This window comes from Pseudomonas sp. 9_2_1, from assembly GCF_059295275.1.
In genome coordinates this window covers 4,776,109-4,799,874 of record NZ_CM181239.1, presented here as the reverse complement: position 1 = coordinate 4,799,874, position 23,766 = coordinate 4,776,109, and the positions used below count along the sequence as shown (strand labels likewise).

At 62.7% G+C, this 23,766-nt stretch carries 24 protein-coding genes, 1 tRNA gene and 1 pseudogene; 19 read left to right on the top strand and 7 right to left on the bottom strand.

Features of this window, described 5'->3' with window-relative positions:
* Nucleotides 1-15 precede the first annotated feature (15 nt).
* From AC5O5I_RS21780 to AC5O5I_RS21715, 14 genes are all read left to right on the top strand, one after another.
* Nucleotides 16-762 carry a YebC/PmpR family DNA-binding transcriptional regulator gene (locus tag AC5O5I_RS21780; protein ID WP_494511542.1) on the top strand — a complete coding sequence of 249 codons (747 nt, stop codon included), beginning with the start codon at nucleotides 16-18 and terminating at the stop codon, nucleotides 760-762.
* Nucleotides 763-943: 181 nt separating this feature from the next.
* On the top strand, nucleotides 944-1,468 hold the full coding sequence (ruvC, locus tag AC5O5I_RS21775) for a crossover junction endodeoxyribonuclease RuvC (protein WP_172219363.1): 525 nt from the start codon (nucleotides 944-946) through the stop codon (nucleotides 1,466-1,468).
* A gap of 109 nt (nucleotides 1,469-1,577) precedes the next feature.
* Nucleotides 1,578-2,195, top strand: a complete 618-nt coding sequence (ruvA, locus tag AC5O5I_RS21770; protein WP_172219365.1) for a Holliday junction branch migration protein RuvA — start codon at nucleotides 1,578-1,580, stop codon at nucleotides 2,193-2,195.
* Complete coding sequence (gene ruvB, locus AC5O5I_RS21765) at nucleotides 2,192-3,238, top strand: Holliday junction branch migration DNA helicase RuvB (protein ID WP_172219367.1); 1,047 nt, start codon at nucleotides 2,192-2,194, stop codon at nucleotides 3,236-3,238. The genes ruvA and ruvB overlap by 4 nt, the downstream gene beginning before the upstream one ends.
* Before the next feature lie 125 nt (nucleotides 3,239-3,363).
* Nucleotides 3,364-3,816, top strand: a complete 453-nt coding sequence (gene ybgC, locus AC5O5I_RS21760) for a tol-pal system-associated acyl-CoA thioesterase (RefSeq protein WP_172219369.1) — start codon at nucleotides 3,364-3,366, stop codon at nucleotides 3,814-3,816.
* 2 nt (nucleotides 3,817-3,818) lie between these two features.
* Nucleotides 3,819-4,514, top strand: coding sequence for a protein TolQ (tolQ, locus tag AC5O5I_RS21755; RefSeq protein WP_008090219.1), 696 nt, complete (start codon nucleotides 3,819-3,821; stop codon nucleotides 4,512-4,514).
* A 14-nt stretch (nucleotides 4,515-4,528) separates the two neighbouring features.
* Nucleotides 4,529-4,981 (top strand): protein TolR, encoded by a 453-nt coding sequence (gene tolR / locus AC5O5I_RS21750; RefSeq protein ID WP_012273765.1) that lies wholly within the window; start codon nucleotides 4,529-4,531, stop codon nucleotides 4,979-4,981.
* Nucleotides 4,981-6,099, top strand: coding sequence for a cell envelope integrity protein TolA (tolA, locus tag AC5O5I_RS21745; protein ID WP_172219371.1), 1,119 nt, complete (start codon nucleotides 4,981-4,983; stop codon nucleotides 6,097-6,099). Before tolR ends, tolA begins: the two co-directional genes overlap by 1 nt.
* Before the next feature lie 26 nt (nucleotides 6,100-6,125).
* Entirely contained in the window at nucleotides 6,126-7,397 is a 1,272-nt protein-coding gene (tolB, locus tag AC5O5I_RS21740) for a Tol-Pal system beta propeller repeat protein TolB (RefSeq protein WP_218583460.1), read from the top strand.
* A 54-nt stretch (nucleotides 7,398-7,451) separates the two neighbouring features.
* Entirely contained in the window at nucleotides 7,452-7,952 is a 501-nt protein-coding gene (gene pal / locus AC5O5I_RS21735) for a peptidoglycan-associated lipoprotein Pal (protein WP_012273762.1), read from the top strand.
* Nucleotides 7,953-7,958: 6 nt separating this feature from the next.
* On the top strand, nucleotides 7,959-8,765 hold the full coding sequence (gene ybgF / locus AC5O5I_RS21730) for a tol-pal system protein YbgF (RefSeq protein ID WP_172219375.1): 807 nt from the start codon (nucleotides 7,959-7,961) through the stop codon (nucleotides 8,763-8,765).
* A 159-nt stretch (nucleotides 8,766-8,924) separates the two neighbouring features.
* Nucleotides 8,925-9,572 carry a 7-carboxy-7-deazaguanine synthase QueE gene (queE, locus tag AC5O5I_RS21725; RefSeq protein WP_172219377.1) on the top strand — a complete coding sequence of 216 codons (648 nt, stop codon included), beginning with the start codon at nucleotides 8,925-8,927 and terminating at the stop codon, nucleotides 9,570-9,572.
* Nucleotides 9,573-9,587: 15 nt separating this feature from the next.
* Nucleotides 9,588-10,262 carry a 7-cyano-7-deazaguanine synthase QueC gene (gene queC / locus AC5O5I_RS21720; protein ID WP_172219387.1) on the top strand — a complete coding sequence of 225 codons (675 nt, stop codon included), beginning with the start codon at nucleotides 9,588-9,590 and terminating at the stop codon, nucleotides 10,260-10,262.
* Between the two features lie 60 nt (nucleotides 10,263-10,322).
* A tRNA-Lys gene (locus AC5O5I_RS21715) sits at nucleotides 10,323-10,398 on the top strand.
* 174 nt (nucleotides 10,399-10,572) lie between these two features.
* Here the strand turns inward: AC5O5I_RS21715 and AC5O5I_RS21710 are convergent.
* From AC5O5I_RS21710 to AC5O5I_RS21695, 4 genes and pseudogenes are all read right to left on the bottom strand, one after another.
* Nucleotides 10,573-11,532: a cation diffusion facilitator family transporter gene (locus AC5O5I_RS21710; RefSeq protein WP_494511541.1), complete on the bottom strand. Its 960-nt coding sequence runs from the start codon at nucleotides 11,530-11,532 to the stop codon at nucleotides 10,573-10,575.
* A 127-nt stretch (nucleotides 11,533-11,659) separates the two neighbouring features.
* Complete coding sequence (locus tag AC5O5I_RS21705) at nucleotides 11,660-12,415, bottom strand: methyl-accepting chemotaxis protein (RefSeq protein ID WP_372242406.1); 756 nt, start codon at nucleotides 12,413-12,415, stop codon at nucleotides 11,660-11,662.
* A 102-nt stretch (nucleotides 12,416-12,517) separates the two neighbouring features.
* A pseudogene (locus AC5O5I_RS21700) lies at nucleotides 12,518-13,507 on the bottom strand (methyl-accepting chemotaxis protein); the annotation flags it as partial.
* Between the two features lie 285 nt (nucleotides 13,508-13,792).
* Nucleotides 13,793-15,145, bottom strand: a complete 1,353-nt coding sequence (locus AC5O5I_RS21695) for an APC family permease (RefSeq protein ID WP_172285493.1) — start codon at nucleotides 15,143-15,145, stop codon at nucleotides 13,793-13,795.
* A 445-nt stretch (nucleotides 15,146-15,590) separates the two neighbouring features.
* Between AC5O5I_RS21695 and AC5O5I_RS21690 the strand changes: the two genes are divergently transcribed.
* Together AC5O5I_RS21690 and nadA are read left to right on the top strand one after the other, a co-directional pair.
* Nucleotides 15,591-17,099 (top strand): YdgA family protein, encoded by a 1,509-nt coding sequence (locus AC5O5I_RS21690; RefSeq protein ID WP_494511540.1) that lies wholly within the window; start codon nucleotides 15,591-15,593, stop codon nucleotides 17,097-17,099.
* Nucleotides 17,100-17,377: 278 nt separating this feature from the next.
* Entirely contained in the window at nucleotides 17,378-18,436 is a 1,059-nt protein-coding gene (nadA, locus tag AC5O5I_RS21685) for a quinolinate synthase NadA (protein WP_172219397.1), read from the top strand.
* Nucleotides 18,437-18,554: 118 nt separating this feature from the next.
* Here nadA and AC5O5I_RS21680 read toward each other — a convergent pair whose 3' ends face one another.
* A complete protein-coding gene (locus AC5O5I_RS21680; RefSeq protein ID WP_172219399.1) occupies nucleotides 18,555-19,991 on the bottom strand; it encodes a M48 family metalloprotease in 1,437 nt (478 codons plus the stop codon).
* Between the two features lie 122 nt (nucleotides 19,992-20,113).
* On the opposite strand from AC5O5I_RS21680, the gene AC5O5I_RS21675 reads away from it, so the two are divergent.
* Both AC5O5I_RS21675 and AC5O5I_RS21670 read left to right on the top strand, forming a co-directional pair.
* Nucleotides 20,114-20,353, top strand: coding sequence for a sulfurtransferase TusA family protein (locus AC5O5I_RS21675; protein ID WP_172219401.1), 240 nt, complete (start codon nucleotides 20,114-20,116; stop codon nucleotides 20,351-20,353).
* Nucleotides 20,354-20,372: 19 nt separating this feature from the next.
* A complete protein-coding gene (locus AC5O5I_RS21670) occupies nucleotides 20,373-21,443 on the top strand; it encodes an AI-2E family transporter (RefSeq protein ID WP_016488640.1) in 1,071 nt (356 codons plus the stop codon).
* Nucleotides 21,444-21,573: 130 nt separating this feature from the next.
* Here the strand turns inward: AC5O5I_RS21670 and AC5O5I_RS21665 are convergent, their stop codons facing one another.
* Entirely contained in the window at nucleotides 21,574-22,047 is a 474-nt protein-coding gene (locus AC5O5I_RS21665; protein WP_172219402.1) for a peroxiredoxin, read from the bottom strand.
* An 11-nt stretch (nucleotides 22,048-22,058) separates the two neighbouring features.
* On the bottom strand, nucleotides 22,059-22,619 hold the full coding sequence (locus AC5O5I_RS21660; RefSeq protein WP_172219404.1) for a glycine cleavage system transcriptional repressor: 561 nt from the start codon (nucleotides 22,617-22,619) through the stop codon (nucleotides 22,059-22,061).
* Between the two features lie 259 nt (nucleotides 22,620-22,878).
* Here AC5O5I_RS21660 and dapA point away from each other — a divergent pair, with 259 nt between their 5' ends.
* On the top strand, nucleotides 22,879-23,766 hold the full coding sequence (dapA, locus tag AC5O5I_RS21655; protein ID WP_172219405.1) for a 4-hydroxy-tetrahydrodipicolinate synthase: 888 nt from the start codon (nucleotides 22,879-22,881) through the stop codon (nucleotides 23,764-23,766).

The following is a 23,766-nucleotide window of genomic DNA, read 5'->3' as shown; positions in this document are numbered from 1 at the left end:
GGATTCGGAGTCGTTATGGCTGGTCATTCCAAGTGGGCGAACATCAAGCACCGCAAAGAGCGCCAGGATGCCAAGAGAGGCAAGGTCTTCACCAAGTGGATCCGCGAGCTGACGGTTGCTGCCAAGCAGGGCGGTGCCGACCCTGCATCCAACCCGCGCCTGCGTCTGGCGCTGGACAAGGCTCTGGGCGCCAACATGAGTCGCGATATCATTGATCGCGCCGTGGCCCGTGGTGCCGGCACCAACGAAAGCGACAACGTCGAAGAGCTCAGCTACGAGGGTTACGGCCCGGGTGGCGTGGCGATCATGGTCGAGGCCATGACCGACAACCGTAACCGTACCGCCGCCGCCGTGCGTCATGCCTTCACCAAATGTGGCGGCAACCTCGGTACCGATGGCTCGGTGGCTTACCTGTTCGAGCGCAAGGGGCAGATCAGCTTTGCTCCGGGGGTGGACGAGGACGCGTTGATGGAAGCGGCGATGGAGGCCGATGCCGACGACGTGGTGGCCAACGAAGATGGCTCGTTCGACGTATTCACCTCGTTCAACAGCTTCTACGCCGTGCGCAATGCCCTGGAAGAAGCGGGTTTCAAGGCCGCTGACGCAGAAATCGTCATGCAGCCGACCACTAGCGCCGAACTCGACCAGGATGGCGCAGAAAAGGTGCTCAAGCTGATCGACATGCTCGAAGACCTGGACGACGTGCAGAACGTCTACTCCAATGCCCAGATTTCCGATGAGATCATGGAAAAGCTCGGCTAAGGTGTTGGCGGTTCCGTCAGGCATTCACGCTTTTCGTTGCTTGTACCGGCCCTTTCGCGGGTGAACCCGCTCCCACAGGTACTGCACCAATTTTGAATGTGGTGCAGTACCTGTGGGAGCGGGTTCACCCGCGAAAGGGCCGGTACAGTTTGCAAAGATGCATCATTTTACGACAGGCACTATGACTCTGATTCTTGGTATCGACCCCGGCTCACGCATCACCGGTTATGGCGTGGTACGCCAGACTGCCCGTGGTTGCGAGTACGTGGCGTCGGGCTGTATCCGCACCGGCAGCGGCGAGCTGCACGAGCGGCTGCAGATCGTTTTTCGTGGCGTCAGTGAAGTCATTGCCCAGCACGGCCCGGTGACCATGGGCATCGAGCGGGTGTTCATGGCTCGCAATGCCGACTCGGCGCTCAAGCTTGGCCAGGCCCGTGGCGCAGCCATTGTTGCCGCCGCCGAGGCGGGCCTGGAAATCGCCGAATACAGCGCCACCCAGGTCAAGCAGGCCGTGGCCGGTACCGGCGGGGCCAACAAGGACCAGGTAATGATGATGGTCATGCACCTGCTGAAGCTGACGCAAAAGCCTCAGATCGACGCCTCCGACGCCCTGGCCATCGCATTGTGCCATGCCCATACGCGCTCCAGCCTGGTGCCGCACGGGCTGGCCACGGCGCGCCGGCGTGGCGGGCGCTTGCGTCTGTAAACGCTTCATGCGCAGATACACAATTTATCCGGGTGATGCGTTTGCCCGCTGCTTTTGCTGATAGGGTTGAGCGGTCTTTGACCGGCTCCCCGTGAGGAAGGACTGGAACGTGATTGGACGTTTGCGCGGCACCCTGGCGGAAAAACAGCCACCGCACCTGATTATCGACGTAAACGGCGTCGGCTATGAGCTGGAAGTGCCGATGACCACCCTGTACCGCTTGCCCAAGGTTGGCGAGCCGGTAACCGTGCATACCCACCAAGTGGTGCGCGAGGATGCCCACCTGCTTTATGGCTTTGCCGAGAAGCGCGAGCGTGAGCTGTTCCGCGAGCTCATCCGCCTCAACGGCGTGGGGCCGAAGCTGGCCCTGGCACTGATGTCCGGGCTGGAAGTGGACGAGCTGGTGCGCTGCGTGCAGGCCCAGGACACCTCGGTGCTGGTGCGCGTACCCGGCGTCGGCAAGAAAACCGCCGAACGCCTGCTGGTCGAGCTCAAGGATCGCTTCAAGGCCTGGGAAACCTCTCCGGCCATGTTCACCCTGGTGTCCGACGGGCCGTTGCCGGTCGCCAGCGAGTCCAGCGCCGAGGCGGATGCCGTCAGTGCCCTGGTCTCGCTGGGCTACAAGCCCCAGGAAGCCAGCAAGGCAATCGCCGCGATCAAGGACAAGGCCGGCCTGGGCAGTGAAGAGCTGATCCGCCGCAGCCTGAAAGGGATGATTACCAAGTGATCGAAGCCGACCGCCTGATCGCCGCCAGTGGCCGCGACCGTGAAGAAGTCCAGGACCGTGCGATACGCCCGCTGCGGCTGGACGAATACATCGGCCAGCCAGTGGTGCGCGAGCAGATGGCGCTGTTCATCCAGGCCGCCCGCGGTCGCAGCGAGTCGCTCGATCACACGCTGATCTTCGGCCCGCCCGGTCTGGGCAAGACCACCCTGGCCAACATCATCGCCCACGAAATGGGCGTGTCGGTCAAAAGCACCTCCGGGCCGATCCTCGAGCGCCCGGGCGACCTGGCGGCCATGCTGACCAACCTCGAACCGCACGATGTGCTGTTCATCGACGAAATCCACCGGTTGTCGCCGGTCGTCGAAGAGGTGTTGTACCCGGCCATGGAAGACTTCCAGCTCGACATCATGATCGGCGAAGGGCCGGCGGCCCGGTCGATCAAGCTCGACCTGCCACCATTCACTTTGGTCGGGGCCACCACCCGGGCCGGCATGCTGACCAACCCGCTGCGCGACCGTTTCGGGATCGTCCAGCGCCTGGAGTTCTACAGCGACAAGGACCTGGCCACCATCGTCAGCCGTTCGGCCAGCATTCTTGGCCTGGTCATCGAAGACCTTGGCGCCTATGAAATCGCCCGACGTGCCCGTGGCACCCCGCGTATCGCCAACCGCCTGCTGCGCCGTGTGCGTGACTACGCCGAGGTGCGTGGCAAGGGCGAGATCACCAAGGCGGTGGCCGACATGGCGCTCAACCTGCTGGACGTCGACGAGCGCGGCTTCGACCATTCCGACCGGCGCCTGCTGCTGACCATGATCGAGAAGTTCGACGGCGGCCCGGTAGGCGTGGACAACCTGGCTGCGGCCATCAGCGAAGAGCGCCACACCATCGAGGACGTGCTCGAGCCCTACCTCATCCAGCAAGGCTATATCATGCGCACGCCCCGGGGCCGAGTGGTCACCCGGCACGCCTACCTGCACTTTGGCCTGAATATTCCCGGGCGCCTGGGGGAGGGTGGTGATTTTTCCCAGCCAGGCGATGAATGACAGATCAAAACCGACTTTTCGTGGTCCTACCGCTGGCATGCCGAGGGTGCGCTGGCAATAAGACATTAATGAAGAAAAAACAGTTGCCACAGCGGATTGGCAAGCCGAGGAGTAAGCACTAGAGTATGCGCGCGCAAAATGGCCTGGAACCGTTCGCACACCGTTGTCGCGTCTATTACGAAGATACCGATGCCGGTGGCGTGGTGTATTACGTCAACTACCTGAAATTCATGGAGCGCGCGCGCACCGAACGCCTGCGGCAGCTGGGGTTTTCCCAGTCGCAACTGGCCGACGACAACCTGTTGTTCGTGGTCCACTCCAGCGAGGCGCGCTACCACGCGCCGGCGCGGCTGGACGACGAATTGCGGGTGACGGCGCAAGTACTTGAACTCAATCGCGCCAGCCTGCGTTTCGTGCAGCAGGTCTGGCGGGAAAAGGATGAAACACTGCTCTGCGAAGGGCAGTTCCTGGTGGCCGCGGTGCGCGCCGACACTTTCAAACCCCGAGCCATACCCCCCCAGCTGCGCCACGCCTTTGCGGCGGACGGCTCGGGTAATCAATCGAATGCAGGAGAATAAGCGTGGAAGCTAACGTCGTCGACCATACCTCCATGTGGAGTCTGGTCAGCAATGCCAGCGTGGTGGTACAGCTGGTAATGCTGATTCTGGTGGCCGCCTCGGTCACTTCATGGATCATGATCTTCCAGCGCAGCACCATGCTGCGCGCCGGTCGTCGTGCGCTGGATGCCTTCGAGGAGCGCTTCTGGTCGGGTATCGACCTGTCCAAGCTGTACCGCCAGGCAGGCAGCAACCCAGACCCGGATTCCGGCGTGGAGCAGGTCTTCCGTGCCGGTTTCAAGGAGTTTTCGCGCCTGCGTCAACAGCCGGGCGTCGACCCTGACGCGGTCATGGAAGGCGTTGGCCGTGCCATGCGCGTAGCCATCTCGCGCGAGGAAGAAAAACTCGAGCAGAGCCTGCCGTTCCTGGCCACTGTCGGCTCCACCAGCCCGTACATCGGGCTGTTCGGTACCGTGTGGGGCATCATGAACTCCTTCCGCGGCCTGGCCAGCGCCCAGCAGGCCACCCTGGCCACTGTTGCCCCGGGTATCGCCGAAGCGCTGATTGCCACCGCCATCGGCCTGTTCGCGGCAATCCCGGCCGTCATCGCCTACAACCGGTTTGCCGCGCGCAGCGAAGTGCTGATCGGTCGTTACTACACCTTCGCCGACGAGTTCCAGGCGATCCTGCACCGTAAAGTGCACACCAGCGAAGAGTAATCAGGTAGAAGCCCATGGCCCGAGTTCGCCACAAACGCAAGCCCGTCGCCGAGATGAACGTGGTGCCCTACATCGACGTGATGCTGGTGCTGCTGGTCATCTTCATGGTGACTGCGCCCATGCTCAACCAGGGCGTGAAGGTCGACCTGCCCAAGGTTTCCAGTGAAGCCTTGCCGCAGGACAACAACGTCCAGATCCTCACCATCTCGATCAAGGCCGACAAGACCTACTACTGGAACCTCGGCAGCGAAGTCGACACCGACAAGCAGATGGACAAGGCCATGACCTTGCCCGACATGACCAACGCAGTGACCAAGATCATTGCTGCCGGCCGTGACCAGGGCAAGCAGACCCAGGTCTTCATTCGTGGCGACAAGGCTGTCGACTACGGCGCCGTGATGGGCGCCATGGGCGGGTTGCAGAAGGCCGGTGTCGGTAACGTTGGCCTGATTACCGAGGCGCCCTGATGCAACAGCGAGAGCCATCCGCCTCGGAAAGCTACTTCTGGCCCAGTGTCTGGGCCATCGGCCTGCATGTGCTGGTGTTCGCCATGCTGTTCGTCAGTTTTGCCATGACCCCTGAACTGCCGCCGTCCAAGCCGATTGTTCAAGCTACCCTGTACCAGCTCAAGTCCAAGAGCCAGGCGACTACCCAGACCAATCAGAAGATTGCCGGGGAAGCGAAGAAAACCGCTTCGCGCCAGACCGAAGTCGAGCAGCTGGAACAGAAAAAGGTTGAGCAGGAGGCCGTGAAGGCCGCGGAACAAAAGAAGGCCGACGCAGCTCAAAAGGCCGAAGAGGCTCGAGAAGCCGCCGAAGCGAAAAAAGCCGAGGACGCCGCCAAGGCCGCCGACGCCGCCAAAGCTGCAGAGGCCAAGAAAACCGCCGAAGCCAAGAAGGCCGACGAAGCGAAGAAAGCCGCCGAGAAACAGCAGGCCGACATCGCCAAGAAGAAGGCCGAGGACGAAGCCAAGAAGCAAGCCGAAGAAGAGGCCAAGAAATCGGCCGCTGAAGAGGCGAAGAAGCAAGCTGCCGAGGATGCCAAGAAAAAGGCAGCCGAAGAGGCCAAGAAAAAAGCAGCCGAGGACGCCAAGAAAAAAGCGGCGGCCGAGGATGCGAAGAAGAAGGCAGCTGAAGAGGCCAAGAAGAAGGCCGCTGCAGATGCCCAGAAGAAGAAGGCACAGGAAGCGGCTCGCAAGGCGGCAGAAGACAAGAAAGCCCAGGCCCTGGCCGAGCTGTTGTCCGACACCACCGAGCGCCAGCAGGCCCTGGCCGACGAGCAGGGTGACCAGGTGGCCGGCGACTTCGACGACTTGATCCGTATGCGCGCGGCCGAGGGTTGGGCGCGTCCGCCTTCCGCGCGCAAGGGCATGACGGTGACCCTGCAGGTCAGCATGTTGCCGGACGGCACCATCACCAGTGTCAGCGTGTCCCGTTCCAGTGGGGACGGCCCGTATGACAGTTCGGCGGTGGCTGCGGTGAAGAACATTGGTCGTCTGACCGAGATGCAGGGTATGAAGCCGAGCGATTTCAACCGTTATCGCTCGTTCAAGATGACATTTACACCTGAGGATCTAGCGTTGTGATTAAACGTCTGAGAGGACTGCTGGTCATGCTCTGCTGCGTGGCAGGCATGGCGGTGGCAGAGGAAAAGAACATCCTGGTCACCAGCGGCAGCGACCGGGCCACACCCATTGCGGTAGTGCCGTTCGGCCTGCAGGGCGGCAGCGTGCTGCCCGAGGACATGGCTGACATCATCAGCAACGACCTGCGCAATTCCGGCTATTACTCGCCGATCCCGAAGCAGAACATGATCAGCCAGCCGTCGCAGGCCAGCGAAGTCATCTTCCGTGACTGGAAAGCGCTGGGTGCCCAGTACGTGATGGTCGGCAGCATCGTGCCGTCGGGCGGTCGCCTGCAGGTGCAGTACGCGCTGTTCAACGTCGCCACCGAGCAGCAAGTGCTGACCGGCAGCGTGGCCGGCAGCACCGACCAGTTGCGCGACATGGCGCACTACATTGCCGATCAGTCGTTCGAGAAGCTCACCGGCATCAAGGGTGCGTTCTCCACCCGTATGCTGTACGTGACGGCCGAGCGTTTTTCCACCAACAACACCCGCTACACCCTGCAGCGTTCGGACTACGACGGTGCGCGTGCGGTGACCCTGCTGCAGTCGCGTGAGCCGATCCTGTCGCCGCGCTTTGCGCCGGATGGCAAGCGTATCGCCTATGTTTCGTTCGAGCAGAAGCGCCCGCGCATCTTCGTGCAGAACATCGATACCGGCCGCCGCGAGCAGGTGACCAACTTCGAAGGCCTGAACGGCGCGCCAGCCTGGTCGCCAGACGGTTCGCGCCTGGCGTTCGTGCTGTCCAAGGACGGCAACCCGGACATCTACGTGATGAACGTGGCGTCGCGCCAGATCAGCCGTGTTACTGCAGGCCCGGGTATCAATACCGAGCCGTTCTGGGGCAAGGATGGCAACACCCTGTACTTCACCTCCGACCGTGGCGGCAAGCCGCAAATCTACAAGCAGTCGGTTAGCGGTGGCGGTGCAGAACGTGTCACCTTCGTTGGTAACTACAACGCCAACCCGAAACTTTCCGCAGACGAGAAGACCTTGGTGATGATCCATCGCCAACAGGGTTTCACCAACTTCAAAGTCGCGGCACAAGACTTGCAACGTGGAAGTGTAAAGATTCTCTCGGAAACAAGTCTTGACGAGTCTCCCACTGTTGCGCCAAACGGCACCATGCTAATCTACGCCACCCGCCAGCAGGGCCGGGGAGTCTTGATGCTCGTGTCGCTTAATGGCCGCGTGAGGCTCCCACTTCCTACCGCTCAAGGCGAAGTCAGAGAACCGTCCTGGTCCCCTTACCTGAACTGATTGCGGCGTAATACGTTTTGCTTAACACACTGGGGTTTCATTAGGAGTTTCACGATGGAAATGCTGAAGTTTGGTAAATTCGCTGCGCTGGCTCTGGCCATGGCTGTAGCTGTAGGTTGCTCCTCGAAGGGCGGCGACAACGCTGGTGAAGGCGCTGCTGTCGATCCGAACGCTGGCTACGGTGCAAACACCGGCGCCGTTGACGGTTCCCTGAGCGAAGAAGCCGCCCTGCGCGCAATCACCACCTTCTACTTCGAATACGACAGCTCGGACCTGAAGCCAGAAGCCATGCGCGCTCTGGACGTTCACGCCAAGGACCTGAAGTCCAACGGCAACCGTGTTGTTCTGGAAGGCAACACCGACGAGCGCGGCACCCGCGAGTACAACATGGCTCTGGGTGAGCGTCGTGCCAAGGCCGTTCAGCGCTACCTGGTTCTGCAGGGCGTTTCCCCTGCTCAGCTGGAACTGGTCTCCTACGGTGAAGAGCGTCCTGTTGCCACTGGCAACGACGAGCAATCCTGGGCTCAGAACCGCCGCGTAGAACTGCGTAAGTAAGTTCTTATGCGTATGTGCCGCCGTGTAGTAACCGTCCTCGCACTCAGCCTGCCGCTTGCGGCCTGGGCTGAGATCCCTGTAGTAGATGACAACGCTGGCAGTTATCCGCCTGCGGGTTATGGCACGAGCGGCGCCTATGCCGGGGCAGGGGCTTCGGCCCCTGCCTCTGCACAGGGCCAGCTGTTCATGCAGCTGCAACAGATGCAGGACCAGCTTTCCCGCCAGCAAGGCATCATCGAAGAGCTGCAAAACGATGTGTCGCGCATGAAGCAGGAAAACCTGGAGCGATACCAGGACCTGGACCGTCGCATCAACAGTGGCGCCGCACCTGCCGCGACCCCTGACAATTCCTCCGGTGGTGGTGCTTCCAATGCCGCCCCGGGTGCAGCAGCCGGTGCTGCTGCGCAACAACCGGCCGCCAGTAGCGAGCCCGGTGATCCGGCGAAAGAAAAGCTCTACTACGATGCTGCTTTCGACCTGATCAAGCAGAAGGATTTCGACAAGGCCAGCCAGGCGTTCAACGCCTTCCTGCGCAAGTACCCCAACAGCCAGTACGCCGGCAATGCCCAGTACTGGTTGGGTGAGGTGAACCTGGCCAAGGGTGATCTGCCAGGGGCCAGCCAGGCGTTTGCCCAGGTCAGCCAGAAGTACCCGAAGCACAGCAAGGTGCCAGATTCGCTGTACAAGCTGGCCGACGTCGAGCGCCGCATGGGTCACACCGACAAGGTCAAGGGCATCCTGCAGCAGGTCATCACCCAGTACCCCGGCACCTCTGCCGCGCAACTGGCGCAACGCGACCTGCAAAAGCTCTAAGTTGTACTGTTGGTAAGAAACCCGCGCTTGTCGCGGGTTTTTTCGTTAGAATCAGTGCCCTTTTTTCGTAAACACGCTGTTGCGGATAACGCTTTGTCGAGTCCGCGGCAGTGCCTGAGGAGGCGGGCAGCCTGTTTAGCTGTCACGCCCGAGGCGATCATGCAAGACACATTACGCATCACCGAAGTCTTTTACTCGTTGCAGGGTGAAACGCGAACGGCCGGGCTGCCCACGGTATTCGTGCGCCTCACCGGCTGCCCCCTGCGCTGCCAGTACTGCGACAGCGCCTACGCGTTCAGCGGCGGCACCATTCGTACCCTCGATTCGATCCTTGAGCAGGTGGCCGGCTTCAAGCCGCGCTACGTATGCGTCACCGGTGGCGAGCCCTTGGCCCAGCCCAACGCCTTGCCGTTGCTGCAGCGCCTGTGTGACGCCGGCTATGAGGTGTCGCTGGAAACCAGCGGTGCCCTGGATATATCCGGTACCGATACCCGCGTCAGCCGCGTAGTCGACCTGAAAACCCCGGGCTCCGAAGAGTCGCACCGTAACCTTTACCAGAACATCGAACACCTGACCCGTAACGATCAGGTCAAGTTCGTCATCTGTTCGCGTGAGGACTACGACTGGGCGGTATCCAAGCTGATCCAGTACAACCTGGCCGAGCGTGCCGGCGAGGTGCTGTTCTCGCCTAGCCACCACCAGGTCAACGCCAGTCACCTGGCAGACTGGATTGTTGCCGACAACCTGCCCGTACGCTTCCAGCTGCAGTTGCACAAGCTGCTGTGGAACGACGAACCCGGACGTTGATTGAGGAGCAAGAACATGACTGAGAAGCGCGCAGTAATCCTGTTGTCCGGTGGCCTGGATTCGGCCACGGTGGTCGCCATGGCCAAGGCCGAAGGCTACAGCTGCTACACCATGAGTTTCGACTACGGCCAGCGCCACCGCGCCGAGCTGAATGCTGCTGCCCGCGTTGCTCGCGACCAGGGTGTGGTCGAGCACAAGGTCATTGGCCTGAACCTGGACGGCATTGGCGGCTCAGCGTTGACCGACAGCAGCATCGACGTGCCTGAAACCCTGGGCGAAGGCATCCCGGTCACCTACGTGCCGGCGCGTAACACCGTGTTCCTGTCGCTGGCCCTGGGCTGGGCAGAAGTGCTGGAAGCGCGCGACATCTTTATCGGGGTAAATGCCGTGGATTACTCCGGTTACCCCGATTGCCGGCCCGAGTTTGTCGAAGCGTTCGAGCGCATGGCCAACCTGGCAACCAAGGCGGGTGTAGAGGGGCAGGGCTTCCGTATCCAGGCGCCGCTGCAGAACCTGAGCAAGGCGCAGATTGTGCAGGCCGGCATGGCGCGTGGCGTGGACTACAGCCTGACTGTCTCCTGTTACCAGGCCGATGATGATGGCCGCGCCTGTGGCAAGTGCGACAGCTGCCGCCTGCGCGCTGACGGCTTCAAGGCCGCCGGGGTAGAGGACCCGACGCGCTATTTTTGAAAAAATTCTGATGGAGTATTGATTTTTCGTTAGAAATCAGTATTATACGCGCCATCAAATGGGTCGTTAGCTCAGTTGGTAGAGCAGTTGGCTTTTAACCAATTGGTCGTAGGTTCGAATCCTACACGACCCACCATACGCAGTACGTCAAAGCCCGCTACCAGAAATGGTCGCGGGCTTTTTCGTTTTCCTTTTTCTGTAATGCCCTCATCGCCGGCAAGCCAGCTCCCACAGGATGCATCCAGGCCAAGCCCCACGCTGTACCTGTGGGAGCTGGCTTGCCGGCGAATGGGGCGCAAAGCGCCCCCGCTTATTCAGCCCACTCCGGGTCGCCAGTAAACACCACTGTCAGCCAACGGTCCGGCCCTTCACCGCCCACCGCATCACCAATCTCGTTCCGCCAGGCATCCCACTCATCGATGGTTTTCGCGCCCATGGCCTTTGGCACGATGAGATACAGCTCGATTTCCCGCGACCGCCCGACCTTGGCCACGTAGGCACGGTAGGACTGCAGTCCGTGGCGGGCCACGAAGTCCTTGGCGACCTCATCCACGTGCAGTCTCAAGTCGCCTGGGGTGACCAGGAATATTTCCGACAGCGCTTGGCGCACCACAGACATCGGCAACGGCACGATCACCAGGCACACCAGCGCCAGCACTGCCGGGTCGATGTACGGTGACACCCATTCCAGCGACGTCCCCTGCACCGCGTAGCCAAAGCAGAAGGCGATCAACAGCGCTGCGGTGATGCTGGCCGACATCACCCAGCCCTTGACGTCCATGCGCACGAAGTCCGACTGCAGCTTGCGGTTGGCGCGGGCCTCGACAACGGCGATGGTCACGCAGGCGATCACGGTCAGCACCGCGTAGACCATGGCAATGCCGAATTCAAGATGACGGCCGCCTTGCAACAGGCTGCCGACGGCGTTGATCAGCGCGTAGATGGCCACCCCACTGAGCAGTATGCCGTTGAGTGCCAGCACCATCGGCTCCAGGTGCCAGAAGCCCATGGTGAAGCGCTCGCGCAGCTTGCGCGACATCTGCACGCTGGTGGTGTGCGAGGTGATCAGTTTGACGACCACCAGTGACAACCCGCTCATGCTCGCGTCGACCAGTGAGTAGACACCGTCGAACACAATCGAGAAAGAGCCGGAGGCGATGCCGAAGCCGATGCCGATGGTGGCGATGAACAGCGTGACGGCGATCGAGGTGCGTAGCAGGCCCTGTTCGCTGGTGATGTCGAAGAAGGTGGATCTGTTTTGGGTTTGCATAAATTGTGCTCGGTTGAATCCATGGTGCGGTATTGCCGGTCAGGGCCCCTTCGCGGGTAAACCCGCTCCTACAGGTCCGTGCAAGGCCCTGTGGGAGCGGATTTGCCCGCGAAGAGGCCCCCACAGACTAGACGCGGAATTGCTCCATCAGCGCCTGCTGCTGGTTGGCCAGGCGGTTCAGGTCCTGGCTGATTTGTGCCGATTCGTCGGCCTGGCCAGCCAGCGCTTCGGTAACATCGCGAATGCCGGCCACGTTGCGGTTCACCTCTTCGGCCACCGCGCTCTGCTCTTCAGCTGCCGAGGCAATCTGCAGGTTCATGTCGCTGATCACCGCCACCGCCTCGCCAATGCGTTGCAGCGCCGGCAACGCCTGCTCCATGCGCGCGACACTGTCCTGGGCCTGGCGCTGGCCTTCATGCATGGCCCCCACCACATCCTGGGTACCTTGCTGCAAGCCTTCGATGACCTGGCGGATCTCTTCCACCGAGACCTGGGTGCGCTGGGCCAGTCCACGCACCTCATCGGCGACCACGGCAAAGCCACGCCCGGCTTCGCCTGCGCGGGCCGCTTCGATGGCGGCATTCAGCGCCAGCAGGTTGGTTTGCTCGGCGATGGTGCGGATCACCTCCAGTACTGTGCCGATCTGCCCGCTGCGGCCTTCCAGCGCACGCGCTTCGTCCATGGCGGTGTTCATGCCGGCGGCCAGGCGGTCGATGCCCTGGCGAGTGCTGTCGATCAGTTGCAGGCCTTCCTGGCTGGCCTGGTCGGCGGCGCGTGCAGCCTGGGCTGCCTGCGAGGCGTTGTGGGCGACGTCCAGGGCGGTGGCGCTCATTTCGTTGGCCGCCGTGGCTACCTGCTCGATTTCACGATGCTGCTGCTGCATGCCATTGCTGGTCTGGCTGGCGATGGCGGCCGACTGGTCAGCGGTGTTGCGGGCTTCCTGCAGCGAGCCTTTGACCTGCGCGATGACCGGCTGCAGTTTGTCGAGAAAGCGGTTGAACCAGCCCGTGAGCTGGCCCAGTTCGTCCTGGCGGGCGTAGTCCAGGCGGCGGGTGAGGTCGCCTTCGCCGCTGGCGATGTCCTCCAGGCGCGCGGCCACGGCCAGGATCGGCCGGGTAACGCCACGTGCCGTCAGCCATACCAGCAGCAAACCGACCACGGCAGCGCCCAGGCCGGTCAGCAGGCCGGTGAGGTTGGCACTGTGGTTGTGCGCATCCAGGCGCTGGTTAAGGGCCACAGCCGGTGCCTGCAGCACGCTTTCGGGCAGCTCGAGCAACACCTGCCACGGGGTGGCGTCAGGGATCGGCGTGAACGGGTGCGCTACACGCAGCATCCCGTCGGCTACTGCCGGGTCCATGCGCTTGCCGAGCGTGCTGTCGTCACGGCTGTTGCCAGCCAGCAGACCGGCTGCGCTGGCAATACTCACCTGCCCCTGGCCGTCGAACAGCTCGCGGCGGCCATCAAGGCTCAGCTGCTGCAGGTTGGCCAGGCCGATGTCCAGGCCGACCACCCCGACCACCTTGCCGTGCTCCAGCAGGGGCAGGGCGATGCTGGTCATCAGTACCTGGCGGCCGTTGACCTCGTCGAGGTAGGGTTCGAGCATGCAGGTTCTGGCGGTATCTTGCGGGCAAGTCAGCCAGCGGTTTCTCGCCGCGCCATTGGTACCAATGCTGGCGTCGCCGAGCATCGCTTCCGGCATGGCTTCAAGCTCCAGGGTGCCGGGCTTGGGCTGTGACCAGTACAGCGAAAAGCGCCCGCTTTCATTGCTGCCCAGGGCCTCCTGGCCGAGGTGCTGACGGTCCTGCTGGTCCAGCGCATCGGGCTGGAACACCAGGTACAGGCCGATTACATCCGGGTTGCCGGCCAGGCTGGCGCGGGCCTGGCGCGTCAGCTCGGCGCGCAGATCGCTGCCGCCACGCGCCTTGAGTACCTGCACCAGGCGGGCAAAGCCATTGCCGTACTGGTAGGCGTCCATGAAGTAGCGCTGGATACGCAGCGCCTGGGTTTCGGCATGAGCCTGCAGGCGCTGGCGCGCGCTGCTGTCGAGCATGGCGGTGTTGGCCTGGTTGACCAGAGCAGCGCTGCGTCGCGCCTGGGTCAGGGACGTGGCCACCAGCAGGGCGACAATGGCCAGCAGGCACAGGCCGGCGAGCAGGGTGATCTTCCACTGGATGGAGAGGCGGCGCAACGACATGAGGGCTTTCCTTTTCGATCAACGGCAACGCCCGCGATCAGGCGCGGGCGTTGTTGGCGGCGTGGGTCATTCGGCGACGTAGTTGGGTGGCGCCGCGCGGAAGGCCTTGGTCAGCCAGGCCAGGTAAGCCAGCCCGACCAGTGCCCAGATGCCGCCAAACATCAGCGAGTTCGCGTTCAGGTCCAGCCATAGCGACACAATGATGCAGAAGCCGATGGTGGGCAGTACCAGGTACTTCAACTGGTTGGCCAGGCCGCGGCGCTTGCCTTCGCGCAGGTAGCAGTGGTTGATCACCGACAGGTTGACGAAGCTGAATGCCACCAGCGCGCCGAAGTTGATGATCGACGTGGCGGTGACCAGATCGAAGAAGATCGCCGACAGCGAAATCAGGCCCACCACAGCAATGTTGAGCACCGGCGTCTTGTAGCGCGAGTGCAGGCGGGCGAACAGGCTGGCCGGGATCACGTTGTCACGGCCCATCACGTACAGCAGGCGCGACACGCTGGTTTGCGAGGCCAGGCCCGAGGCAATGGTGTTGATCACGGTGCAGGCAATGAAAATCGACTGGAACAGCTTGCCGCCAACGTACAAGGCAATTTCCGGCAGTGCTGCTTCCTGGTCGTGGAAGCGTGCCATGGTCGGGAAGTAGGCCTGGATGAAGTACGACACGGTGATGAACACCACGCCGCCGATCAGGGCGGTGAGGAAGATCGCCCGCGGGATGGTCTTGGCCGGGTCGCGGGTTTCTTCGGACAGGCAGGTGACCGCGTCGAAGCCCAGGAACGAGAAGCACAGGATGGTCGCGCCGGCAGCCAGGGCGCTCAGGTGAGTCTGGTTGTCTGCAAATGGCAGCAGGCTCCAGGTGGTGCCCAGCCCTTCACCCTGGCCCAGGCCGCGCACGCACAGGTAGATGAATACGGCGATGATCGCTACCTGTACGCCGACGAACAGCAGGTTGAAGTGGGCTACCAGGTTTACGCTGCGCATGTTGATCAGGCTGATCAGGGTGACGAAACCCACGACCCATATCCACTCCGGCACTTCCGGGAACATCGCCGAGAGGTACAGCTTGGCCAGCAGCGCATTGACCATTGGCAGCAGCAGGTAGTCCAGCAGCGACGACCAGCCGACCAGGAAGCCCACGTGGGGGTTGATTGCGCGTTGGGTGTAGGTGTACGCCGAGCCCGATTGCGGGAAGCGTTTAACCAGCGTGCCGTAGCTCACCGCAGTGAACAGGATCCCGGCCAGCGCCAGGATGTAGGCGCTGGGCACGTGGCCGGCGGTAATCCCGCTGACGATGCCGAAGGTGTCGAACACGGTCATCGGGGTCAGGTAGGCCAGACCGATGATGATGACGTGCCAGAGGCGCAGGGTTTTACGCAATTGGCCGTTGCCGGAAGCGCTGTGGTCAGGCTGCATGCTGGCATGGCTCCTGCTGCGGGGCGTGAACGGCGGGCACGGGGGATTGCGCATGCGGCAAGGGCGAGCGGGTGGGCTCCATGTTGTTCACCTTTTATGTTGGAGCGGCGGGAGGCGCGGGGGGAGCGCGCTAAGTGGTGAAAATAAAAAACGATGGGTAGGTTGGTGTCAAGTTAAACATGACAAGATGTTACTGAATTGAAATATTTATCGATTTAAACCGGTATTTGTTCGGTTTTTGCGCGTTTTTTTGCGGTTGTGATCAATTGGTGTGTTCGTAAAAATTAACGAAGTCAGCTGAGCTTTTACTCATCTGTCAGACGCATCCGAATTGTCGGTTTTTCGCCCCGGGCCCGCGCCCGGCCCCGGCGGGGGTGATACTCTTCGCTCTCTGCGTGGCCTTGGCCGCCCTCGAAGCCCCTACGGACAGCAATCGGTTCTATTCATGAAGAAATCAGTTCGCATCCTCTCCGGCCTGGCTGTTGCCATTGCCGTCGCAACCACCGCTGGCGCCTGGTATACCGGCAAGCAGCTGCCGGCAGAGCTGGACAACGCCGTGGCTCGCAGCAACGCCGAACTCAAGAAGGCGCTGGTAAGTACCGGCGGCAGCATGAGCATCGAGCGGGTGTCGCTGGAGCAGCATTTCTTCAGCAGTACTGCCCGCTACCGGCTCAAGGCCCGCGACATCAACGTGGGTGAAGGCGAGGTTGTCAACTTCGACGTGGGCGTTACTGACCAGATCGAGCACGGCCCGTTCCCCTGGTCGCGGGTCAAGTCGCTGAAGCTGATGCCGGTATTGGCGGTCAGCAGCAGCACGCTGGAGAAGGACGACACGACCGCGCCGTGGTTCGCCGCTGCGGGTGACAAGGCGCCGGTCAGTGCCCAGACCAGCCTGGGCTACGGTGGCGATGTGGTAAGCCAGGTCCAGTTGGCACCGGTCAAGCTCGACGAAGCGGATGGCAACAGTATCGACTTCTCGGGCATGCAGATGGAAGTCAGTGGTGACCGGGAGGGCAAAGCCTCGAAGTTTCATGGCCATGCGGACCGCTTCGTGATGAAGCTGGTGCGCGATGACCAGCCGCCTGCCACCTTCGAGCTCAACGGCCTGAAGGTCGGGGGTAACCTGGCCGCCACGCAGCACGACGCCATCTACGTGGGCAACGTCGATCTGCTGCTGGCTGAAGCCAAGGTCACCTTGGGGCCCAGGCAGCAGGTGCTGCTGATCAAGGGCTTTGAGCAGAACGCCCTGCAGGCCCTGGACGGCCCGGATACCGTAGGTGGACATGTCGAATACAAGGTGGGCGATATCACCTGGGATGGTCGTGCGGTGGGCAAGGCCCAGATGGCGGTGAGCATCGCCTCGGTCAACGCCCCGGCGCTGCAAGCGTTGTCGAAGTGGTACCAGGCGCACCTGCCGGAATTCGAGGCCGCCGCTGCCGCCGGCCAGTCGGTGCCGCAAATCCGGATGGACGAGGCCGAGAAGGCCAGGTTCCAGGGTGACTTGCACACGTTGCTGGCTGCCAAGCCCAAGGTGGCCGTAGAGAACCTGTCGTTCAGGACCGCCAATGGCGAAAGCCGCTTCGACCTGTCGATGAACTTCGCTGCCCCGACCAGCTTCGACTTGCCGCCCGACCAGTTGAGCAAGCAGTTGATCACCGAGGTGAAAGGCAAGCTGTCGCTGTCCAAGCCGATGATGGGCGACCTGGCGACCTTGCAGGCGCTGCTGGATGGCCAGACCGATGCCCAGGCGATCGCTGCGCAATCCAGCCAGGCTGGGGAGATGGTCGGCATGATGGCGCTGCAGAGCGGCATGGCCACCGTGCAGGGCAACGATGTGGTCAGCAGCCTGCACTATGCCGATGGCATGGTCGATTTCAATGGCCGCAAGATGACCGTGGAAGAGTTTGCCATGCTCATGGCCGCGCACCTGGCGGCGCTGTCGCCGCAGGGTTGATCGATTCTCCTGTCCCGGCCCCTTCGCGGGCACGCCCGCTCCCACAGGGTCTGCACAACTCCTGTGGGAGCGGGCGTGCCCGCGAAGAGGCCCGCACAGGCAACACAAAAACCCCTTTAGTAATCGCTGGATTATCTGTAGCCTTCGGCCTCCGATAATAATCCGTGCCCGCAGAGGGCCGTGGCGGCTTGTATGCCGTCCGGCACCCTTAGCCGATCTGCCAGGGCCGGGTGATACACTCGATTTGACGCGCACGCGCGCCTGCAGGTCCAGCGATCATGACCCAGATTTCAGAACGCCTGTTGGTTCAGGCCCACCTCGACGCCAAGCAGCCCAACCCGCTGACAGCCGAGCAGGAGGCCGAATACCGTGCGGCCATCGCTGCCGAGCTCAAGGCCCAGAACGCCGTGCTGGTTGCCCATTACTACTGCGACCCGGTCATTCAGGCGCTTGCCGAAGAAACCGGCGGCTGCGTGTCCGACTCGCTGGAAATGGCCCGCTTCGGCAAGAACCACGCTGCCGACACGGTGATTGTTGCCGGTGTGCGCTTCATGGGCGAGACAGCCAAGATCCTCACCCCGGAAAAACGCGTGCTGATGCCGACCCTGGAGGCCACCTGCTCGCTCGACCTCGGCTGCCCGGTGGAAGAGTTTTCGGCCTTCTGCGACCAGCACCCGGAACGTACCGTGGTGGTCTACGCCAACACGTCCGCTGCGGTCAAAGCCCGTGCTGACTGGGTAGTGACTTCAAGCTGCGCGCTGGAAATCGTCGAAAGCCTGATGGACAACGGCGAGACCATCATCTGGGGGCCGGACCAGCACCTGGGCCGCTATATCCAGAAGCAGACCGGCGCCGACATGCTGCTGTGGGACGGTGCCTGCATCGTTCACGAAGAGTTCAAGTCGCGCCAACTGGCCGACATGAAGGCGCTGTACCCGGACGCGGCCATTCTGGTGCACCCGGAGTCGCCAGAGTCGGTGATCGACCTGGCCGACGCGGTGGGCTCTACCAGCCAGCTGATCAAGGCGGCGCAAACCCTGCCGAACAAGACCTTCATCGTCGCCACCGACCGTGGCATCTTTTACAAGATGCAGCAGCTGTGCCCGGACAAGGAGTTCGTCGAAGCGCCCACCGCCGGTAACGGCGCGGCATGTCGCAGTTGCGCGCACTGCCCGTGGATGGCGATGAACACCCTGGAGCGGGTGCTGCATTGCTTGCGCAATGGTGGCGATGAAATCTTCGTCGACCCGGCGCTGGTGCCCAAGGCCATCAAGCCGCTGAACCGGATGCTGGACTTTACCCAGGCGGCGCGGCTGAAACTGTCCGGTAACGCCTGAGATTGCTGGGGCCGCTTTGCGGCCCTTTCGCGACACAAGGCCGCTCCTACAGGCGAATGCGATCCCGTGCAGGAGCGGCCTTGTGTCGCGAAAGGGGCGCAAAGCGCCCCCAAAATCCTCAGCGCCCCATCATTTCCCGAACCATGCGCTGCTGTTCCATGATCTCGCGCTGACGCTGGTCAATCTGCGAGGCCAGCGGGAAGTTGCCGCCCGCCCGGCGCTTGGCATAATCGAGCTGCTGGATCGCCTGGTCAAAATCCCCGACCAGGGTGAAATACTCGGCCCGCGCCCGGTGCAAACCGATGGTGTTGCCCGACAAGCCCCGTACTTCGGCCATGTCGTACCACACGTCCGGGTCATCCGGCCGGCTCTTGACCAGGTCGTTCAGCACCTTCTCCGCTTCGGCCGGCTTGTTCTGCTTCACCAGCAAATCGGCACGCACCTGTTTCAGCGGGTAATTGCCTGGGTACAGCCCCTGCATCCGCTCGGCCCGCTGCTGCGCGTCGGCCAGGCGGTTGTTGGTGATATCCAGGTCGATCTGCGCCAGGTTGTAGGTGATGTCGTTGGGTGCCTTGGCGAGCAGCGGCTTCAGCAGCTCGCGTGCTTCGTTCAACTGGCCGCCCTTGATCTGCGCCAGGGCCAGGCCATAACGCGCGGCGTCGAGCTTGGGGTCCTCGTCCAGCTGGGCGCGGAAGCGCTTGGCGGCCAGCCCCGGTGTGCCCTCGTAGGTCAGCGCCACCCGGGCGCGAATGAGCTGGTAGCGTGCGGTGTCCTCGACGCCGCCTTTGGGCGCCTGGTCGGCGCGGTTGCGGGTGTCGGCGATACGCGATTCGGTAACGGGGTGGGTCAGCAGAAATTCCGGCGGCTTGGCGTCATAGCGATACTGGCGTGCCAGGCGTTCGAACATGGTCGGCATGTTGCGCGGGTCATAGCCGGCCTTTTCCAGGTTCTGGATGCCTATGCGGTCGGCTTCCTGTTCATTCTGCCGCGAGAAGCGCCGTTGTTCCTGAATGGCCGCCGCCTGGGTACCGGCAATCATGCCGATACCTGCATCGCCAGCGCCGCCCGCCGCCAGCACGATGCCTGCCAGCAGCGCCGCCATCATCGGCAATTGCATGCGTTGCTGGGCCTCGACGCCGCGGGCGAAGTGGCGTTGCGACAAGTGCGCCAGTTCGTGGGCCAGCACCGAGGCGTACTCGCCTTCGGTCTGCGCGTTGAGGAACAAACCGCCGTTGACCCCGACAATGCCACCCGGGGCGGCGAAGGCGTTGAGCTCGCGGCTGTCGATGAGGATGAACTCCAGGCGCCGGTCCTGCAGCTGGCTGGTCTCGGCCAGCTTGTACACGCTGGTTTCGACGTAGTCCTTGAGTTGCGGATCGTTCAGCTGGTTGACCTGGCCGCGCAGCAGGCTCAGCCAGGCGCGGCCCAGCTGGTGCTCCTGCTGCGGCGAGACGATCGCGGAACTGGCGTCCCCCAGCGATGGCAGGTCGTCAGCATGGCCGGGAAGGGCCAACAGGCAGGCCAGCGTCAGCAGGGTAGGGCGCAGTAGATTCATGCATGAAGCTCGCGTCGGTCAAAGATACCTACTGTAGCGGGCTCACACGTTGGCGACCAGTGGCGCTATTCTAGCCGGCCCGAACAAACGGCAGCCCGGCAATGCCATTGGAGAGCCCTGCGATGAGTGACACCCCGACCTGCGACGCCGAACTGGACGCCAGCGGGCTGAATTGCCCCTTGCCGTTGCTGAAGGCCAAGATGGAGCTCAACCGCCTGCCCAGCGGCGCAGTGCTGAAGGTGATCGCCACCGACGCCGGGTCCCAGCGTGACTTCCGCACTTTCGCCCGGCTGGCCGGTCATACGCTGCTGCGGGAAACGGCCGAGGCCGGCACCTACACCTACTGGCTGCGCAAGGCCTGAGTCTTACCAAGGATCGTCAATGTTCAAAGTGCTTCGCGACTGGATGCAGCGCTACTTCTCCGATGAGGAGGCAGTGGTGCTGGCGGTCCTGCTGTTCCTGGCCTTTACCGCAGTGCTTACCCTGGGCGGCATGCTCGCGCCGGTGCTGGCGGGCATGGTGCTGGCGTTTCTGATGCAGGGGCTGGTCAACGCCCTGGAGCGCCTGCGCGTACCCACGCGGCTGGCGGTGATGCTGGTGTTCGCCCTGTTCATGGGCGCACTGGCGGTATTCATGCTGGTGCTGGTGCCGCTGCTGTGGCACCAGCTGATCACCCTGTTCAACGAGCTACCGGGCATGCTCGGCAAGTGGCAGTCGCTGCTGTTGCTGTTGCCCGAGCGCTACCCGCACCTGGTGTCGGACGAGCAGGTGCTGCATGCCATCGAGTCGGTGCGCGGTGAAATCGGCAAGTTCGGCCAGTGGGCGCTGACCTTCTCGCTGTCCAGCTTGCCGCTGCTGGTCAACGCCATGATCTACCTGGTGCTGGTGCCGATCCTGGTGTTCTTCTTCCTCAAGGACCGCGAGCTGATCGGGCGTTGGGTCAGCGGCTACCTGCCGCGCCAGCGCGCCCTACTGAACCGGGTGGGCAGCGAGATGAACCGGCAGATTGCCAACTACATCCGTGGCAAGGGCATCGAAATCCTGATTTGCGGCATTGCCACCTACATCGCCTTCATCAGCCTGGGGCTCAACTACGCCGCGCTGCTGGCGTTGCTGGTGGGGTTGTCGGTGGTGGTGCCTTACGTGGGGGCGGTGGTGGTGACCGTGCCGGTGACTTTGATCGCGTTGTTCCAGTGGGGCTGGGGTGACCAGTTCATCTACCTGATGACGGTGTACGCGATCATCCAGGCGCTGGATGGCAACGTGCTGGTACCGCTGCTGTTCTCCGAGGCGGTGAGCCTGCACCCGGTGGCGATCATCTGCGCGGTGCTGCTGTTTGGCGGGCTATGGGGGTTCTGGGGGATTTTCTTTGCCATCCCGCTGGCGACGCTGATCAAGGCGGTGCTGGATGCCTGGCCGCGGCAGGAGCCTAGCGTTTCGCCAATGCTGTGATTGTTGGGGCCGCTTTGCGGCCCTTCGCCGGCAAGCCAGCTCCTACACCGACCTCATCGCATTCAAGCCCTGTGCATTGCCTGTGGGAGCTGGCTTGCCGGCGATGGGCTGCAAGGCAGCCCCATCAATCTCAAGCCTTGTTCAGGGCTTGGGCAGCAGCCAGAACGGCATCCACATGCCCGGGTACTTTCACCCCACGCCACTCCTGGCGCAGCACACCGTCCTTGTCGATCAGGAAGGTGCTGCGGTCAACGCCCATGTATTCCTTGCCATACAGCTTCTTCAGCTTGATCACGTCGAACAGCTGGCACAGCGCCTCGTCCTTGTCGCTGATCAGCTCGAACGGGAAGCCTTGCTTGGCCTTGAAGTTCTCGTGCGACTTGATGCCGTCGCGCGAAACGCCGAACACCACGGTGTTGGCTGCGGCAAAGGCATCATGCTGGTCGCGGAAACCCTGGCCTTCGGTGGTGCAGCCCGGGGTGCTGTCCTTCGGGTAGAAGTACAGCACGACTTGCTGGCCCTTGAGTTCGGCCAGGCTGACGGCCTGCCCGCTGGTGGCCTGGGCCTGGAAGTCGGCAACGGGTTGGTCGAGTGCTACAGCCATGGTCGGTTTCCTTACATCGGGTTCTGTGGGCGCCATGGCTCGATCAGCGCATCGAGGTTCAAGGCATCGGCAAAGTCCAGGAACTGGTCACGCAGCCAGCTGATCTGGGTGCCGGCCGGCAGGATCACGGTGAACTGGGCATTGAGCATGCTGCTGCCGGTTTGCGGCGCCAGGTAGGTGTCGCAGGTCATGGCTTCGAGCTCGACGCGGTGGTCGAGGAAGAACTGGCACAGCTCGTTGATGATGTCCGGGCGATAGGCAGCGCTGACGTAGGCCACGTAAGGCAGGGCCTGGGGGCGCACCTCCTGGTCGGCGCTGCGCACCACGTCAAGGGTCAGGCCATGTTTTTTGCCCAGGCTCGGCAGCGACGCCTCAAGGCGGGCCAGGGCGTCCCAGCTGCCGCCAACCTGCAGCACCAGGGCGCTGGTCTCGCCGTGGCGGCTCAGGCGCGAGGTGACCACCGCGCAGCGGTTTTCGAAGGCAGCGCGGCTGAGGACGTTGGCCAGCTCCATGGGGTTGGGGCCCAGGGCACTGATGACAAGAAATTGTTCGCGGACGGTGGGGGTGGACATGCAGCATTCCTAAAGCGATGAGCGGTCGGCACAGGACGGGCGAAAGCCTCCTGTCGGCAGGGCCCGGGGCTCGCATGCGAGGTCGTGGACGCTGGCGGGGAGCAAGGTCGACGGCCCGGCGGGCCGCGCTGCACCGATCAAAGGGGCAAGGGTAGCGAAATAAGCCGCCGAGGGGAATGCTCCGCCCGCCTGCTTCGCTTGTGCAAGGCCGATGCCCCCAGTACCATTACCGCTCTCTTTTTCCGGCAGGAGCAGTTACATGATTGCGGGCAGTATGGTGGCACTGGTCACACCCATGGATGCACAAGGGCGTGTTGACTGGGGCAGCCTCGACAAACTTGTAGACTTCCACCTGGAAAACGGCACCCACGCAATCGTTGCGGTCGGCACCACCGGTGAGTCCGCCACGCTGGATGTCGAAGAACACATCCTGGTCATCAAGCACGTGGTCGAGCGCGTCAAGCGCAGCAAAAAACCGATCCCGGTCATCGCCGGCACGGGTGCCAACTCCACTGCCGAAGCCGTGCACCTGACCCAGAACGCCAAGAATGCCGGCGCCGACGCCTGCCTGCTGGTAGTGCCGTACTACAACAAGCCGACGCAAGAAGGCCTGTACCTGCACTTCAAGCACATCGCCGAAGCTGTCGACATCCCGCAGATCCTCTACAACGTACCCGGCCGCACCTCCTGCGACATGCAGGCCGAGACCGTGATCCGCCTGTCGACCGTGCCCAACATCATCGGTATCAAGGAAGCCACCGGCGACCTGGTCCGTGCCAAGGCCATCCTTGACGGCGTCAGCAAGGACTTCATCGTCATGTCCGGCGACGACCCGACCGCCGTCGAGCTGATCCTGATGGGCGGCAAGGGCAACATCTCCGTTACCGCCAACGTCGCCCCACGCGAAATGGCCGATCTGTGCGAGGCCGCCCTTGCGGGCAATGCCGAGAAGGCCCGCGCAATCAACGAAAAACTCATGCCGCTGCACAAAGACCTGTTCTGCGAAGCCAACCCGATTCCGGTGAAATGGGCGCTCGTCGAGATGGGCCTGATGCAAAAAGGCATTCGCCTGCCACTGACCTGGCTGAGCGAAGGCTGCCACGAAAAAGTCCGTACTGCCTTGCGCCAGTCCGGCGTACTGGTTTAA

Excerpts from the sequence above, each read along its gene's own strand:
- AC5O5I_RS21780 (WP_494511542.1), top strand. The coding sequence starts at position 16 with ATGGCTGGTCATTCCAAGTGGGCGAACATCAAGCACCGCAAAGAGCGC.
- ruvC (WP_172219363.1), top strand. The coding sequence starts at position 944 with ATGACTCTGATTCTTGGTATCGACCCCGGCTCACGCATCACCGGTTAT.
- ybgC (WP_172219369.1), top strand. The coding sequence starts at position 3,364 with ATGCGCGCGCAAAATGGCCTGGAACCGTTCGCACACCGTTGTCGCGTC.
- tolR (WP_012273765.1), top strand. The coding sequence starts at position 4,529 with ATGGCCCGAGTTCGCCACAAACGCAAGCCCGTCGCCGAGATGAACGTG.
- tolA (WP_172219371.1), top strand. The coding sequence starts at position 4,981 with ATGCAACAGCGAGAGCCATCCGCCTCGGAAAGCTACTTCTGGCCCAGT.
- tolB (WP_218583460.1), top strand. The coding sequence starts at position 6,126 with ATGCTCTGCTGCGTGGCAGGCATGGCGGTGGCAGAGGAAAAGAACATC.
- pal (WP_012273762.1), top strand. The coding sequence starts at position 7,452 with ATGGAAATGCTGAAGTTTGGTAAATTCGCTGCGCTGGCTCTGGCCATG.
- ybgF (WP_172219375.1), top strand. The coding sequence starts at position 7,959 with ATGCGTATGTGCCGCCGTGTAGTAACCGTCCTCGCACTCAGCCTGCCG.
- queE (WP_172219377.1), top strand. The coding sequence starts at position 8,925 with ATGCAAGACACATTACGCATCACCGAAGTCTTTTACTCGTTGCAGGGT.
- queC (WP_172219387.1), top strand. The coding sequence starts at position 9,588 with ATGACTGAGAAGCGCGCAGTAATCCTGTTGTCCGGTGGCCTGGATTCG.
- AC5O5I_RS21710 (WP_494511541.1), bottom strand. The coding sequence starts at position 11,532 with ATGCAAACCCAAAACAGATCCACCTTCTTCGACATCACCAGCGAACAG.
- AC5O5I_RS21705 (WP_372242406.1), bottom strand. The coding sequence starts at position 12,415 with ATGCAGCAGCAGCATCGTGAAATCGAGCAGGTAGCCACGGCGGCCAAC.
- AC5O5I_RS21695 (WP_172285493.1), bottom strand. The coding sequence starts at position 15,145 with ATGCAGCCTGACCACAGCGCTTCCGGCAACGGCCAATTGCGTAAAACC.
- AC5O5I_RS21690 (WP_494511540.1), top strand. The coding sequence starts at position 15,591 with ATGAAGAAATCAGTTCGCATCCTCTCCGGCCTGGCTGTTGCCATTGCC.
- nadA (WP_172219397.1), top strand. The coding sequence starts at position 17,378 with ATGACCCAGATTTCAGAACGCCTGTTGGTTCAGGCCCACCTCGACGCC.
- AC5O5I_RS21680 (WP_172219399.1), bottom strand. The coding sequence starts at position 19,991 with ATGAATCTACTGCGCCCTACCCTGCTGACGCTGGCCTGCCTGTTGGCC.
- AC5O5I_RS21675 (WP_172219401.1), top strand. The coding sequence starts at position 20,114 with ATGAGTGACACCCCGACCTGCGACGCCGAACTGGACGCCAGCGGGCTG.
- AC5O5I_RS21670 (WP_016488640.1), top strand. The coding sequence starts at position 20,373 with ATGTTCAAAGTGCTTCGCGACTGGATGCAGCGCTACTTCTCCGATGAG.
- AC5O5I_RS21665 (WP_172219402.1), bottom strand. The coding sequence starts at position 22,047 with ATGGCTGTAGCACTCGACCAACCCGTTGCCGACTTCCAGGCCCAGGCC.
- AC5O5I_RS21660 (WP_172219404.1), bottom strand. The coding sequence starts at position 22,619 with ATGTCCACCCCCACCGTCCGCGAACAATTTCTTGTCATCAGTGCCCTG.
- dapA (WP_172219405.1), top strand. The coding sequence starts at position 22,879 with ATGATTGCGGGCAGTATGGTGGCACTGGTCACACCCATGGATGCACAA.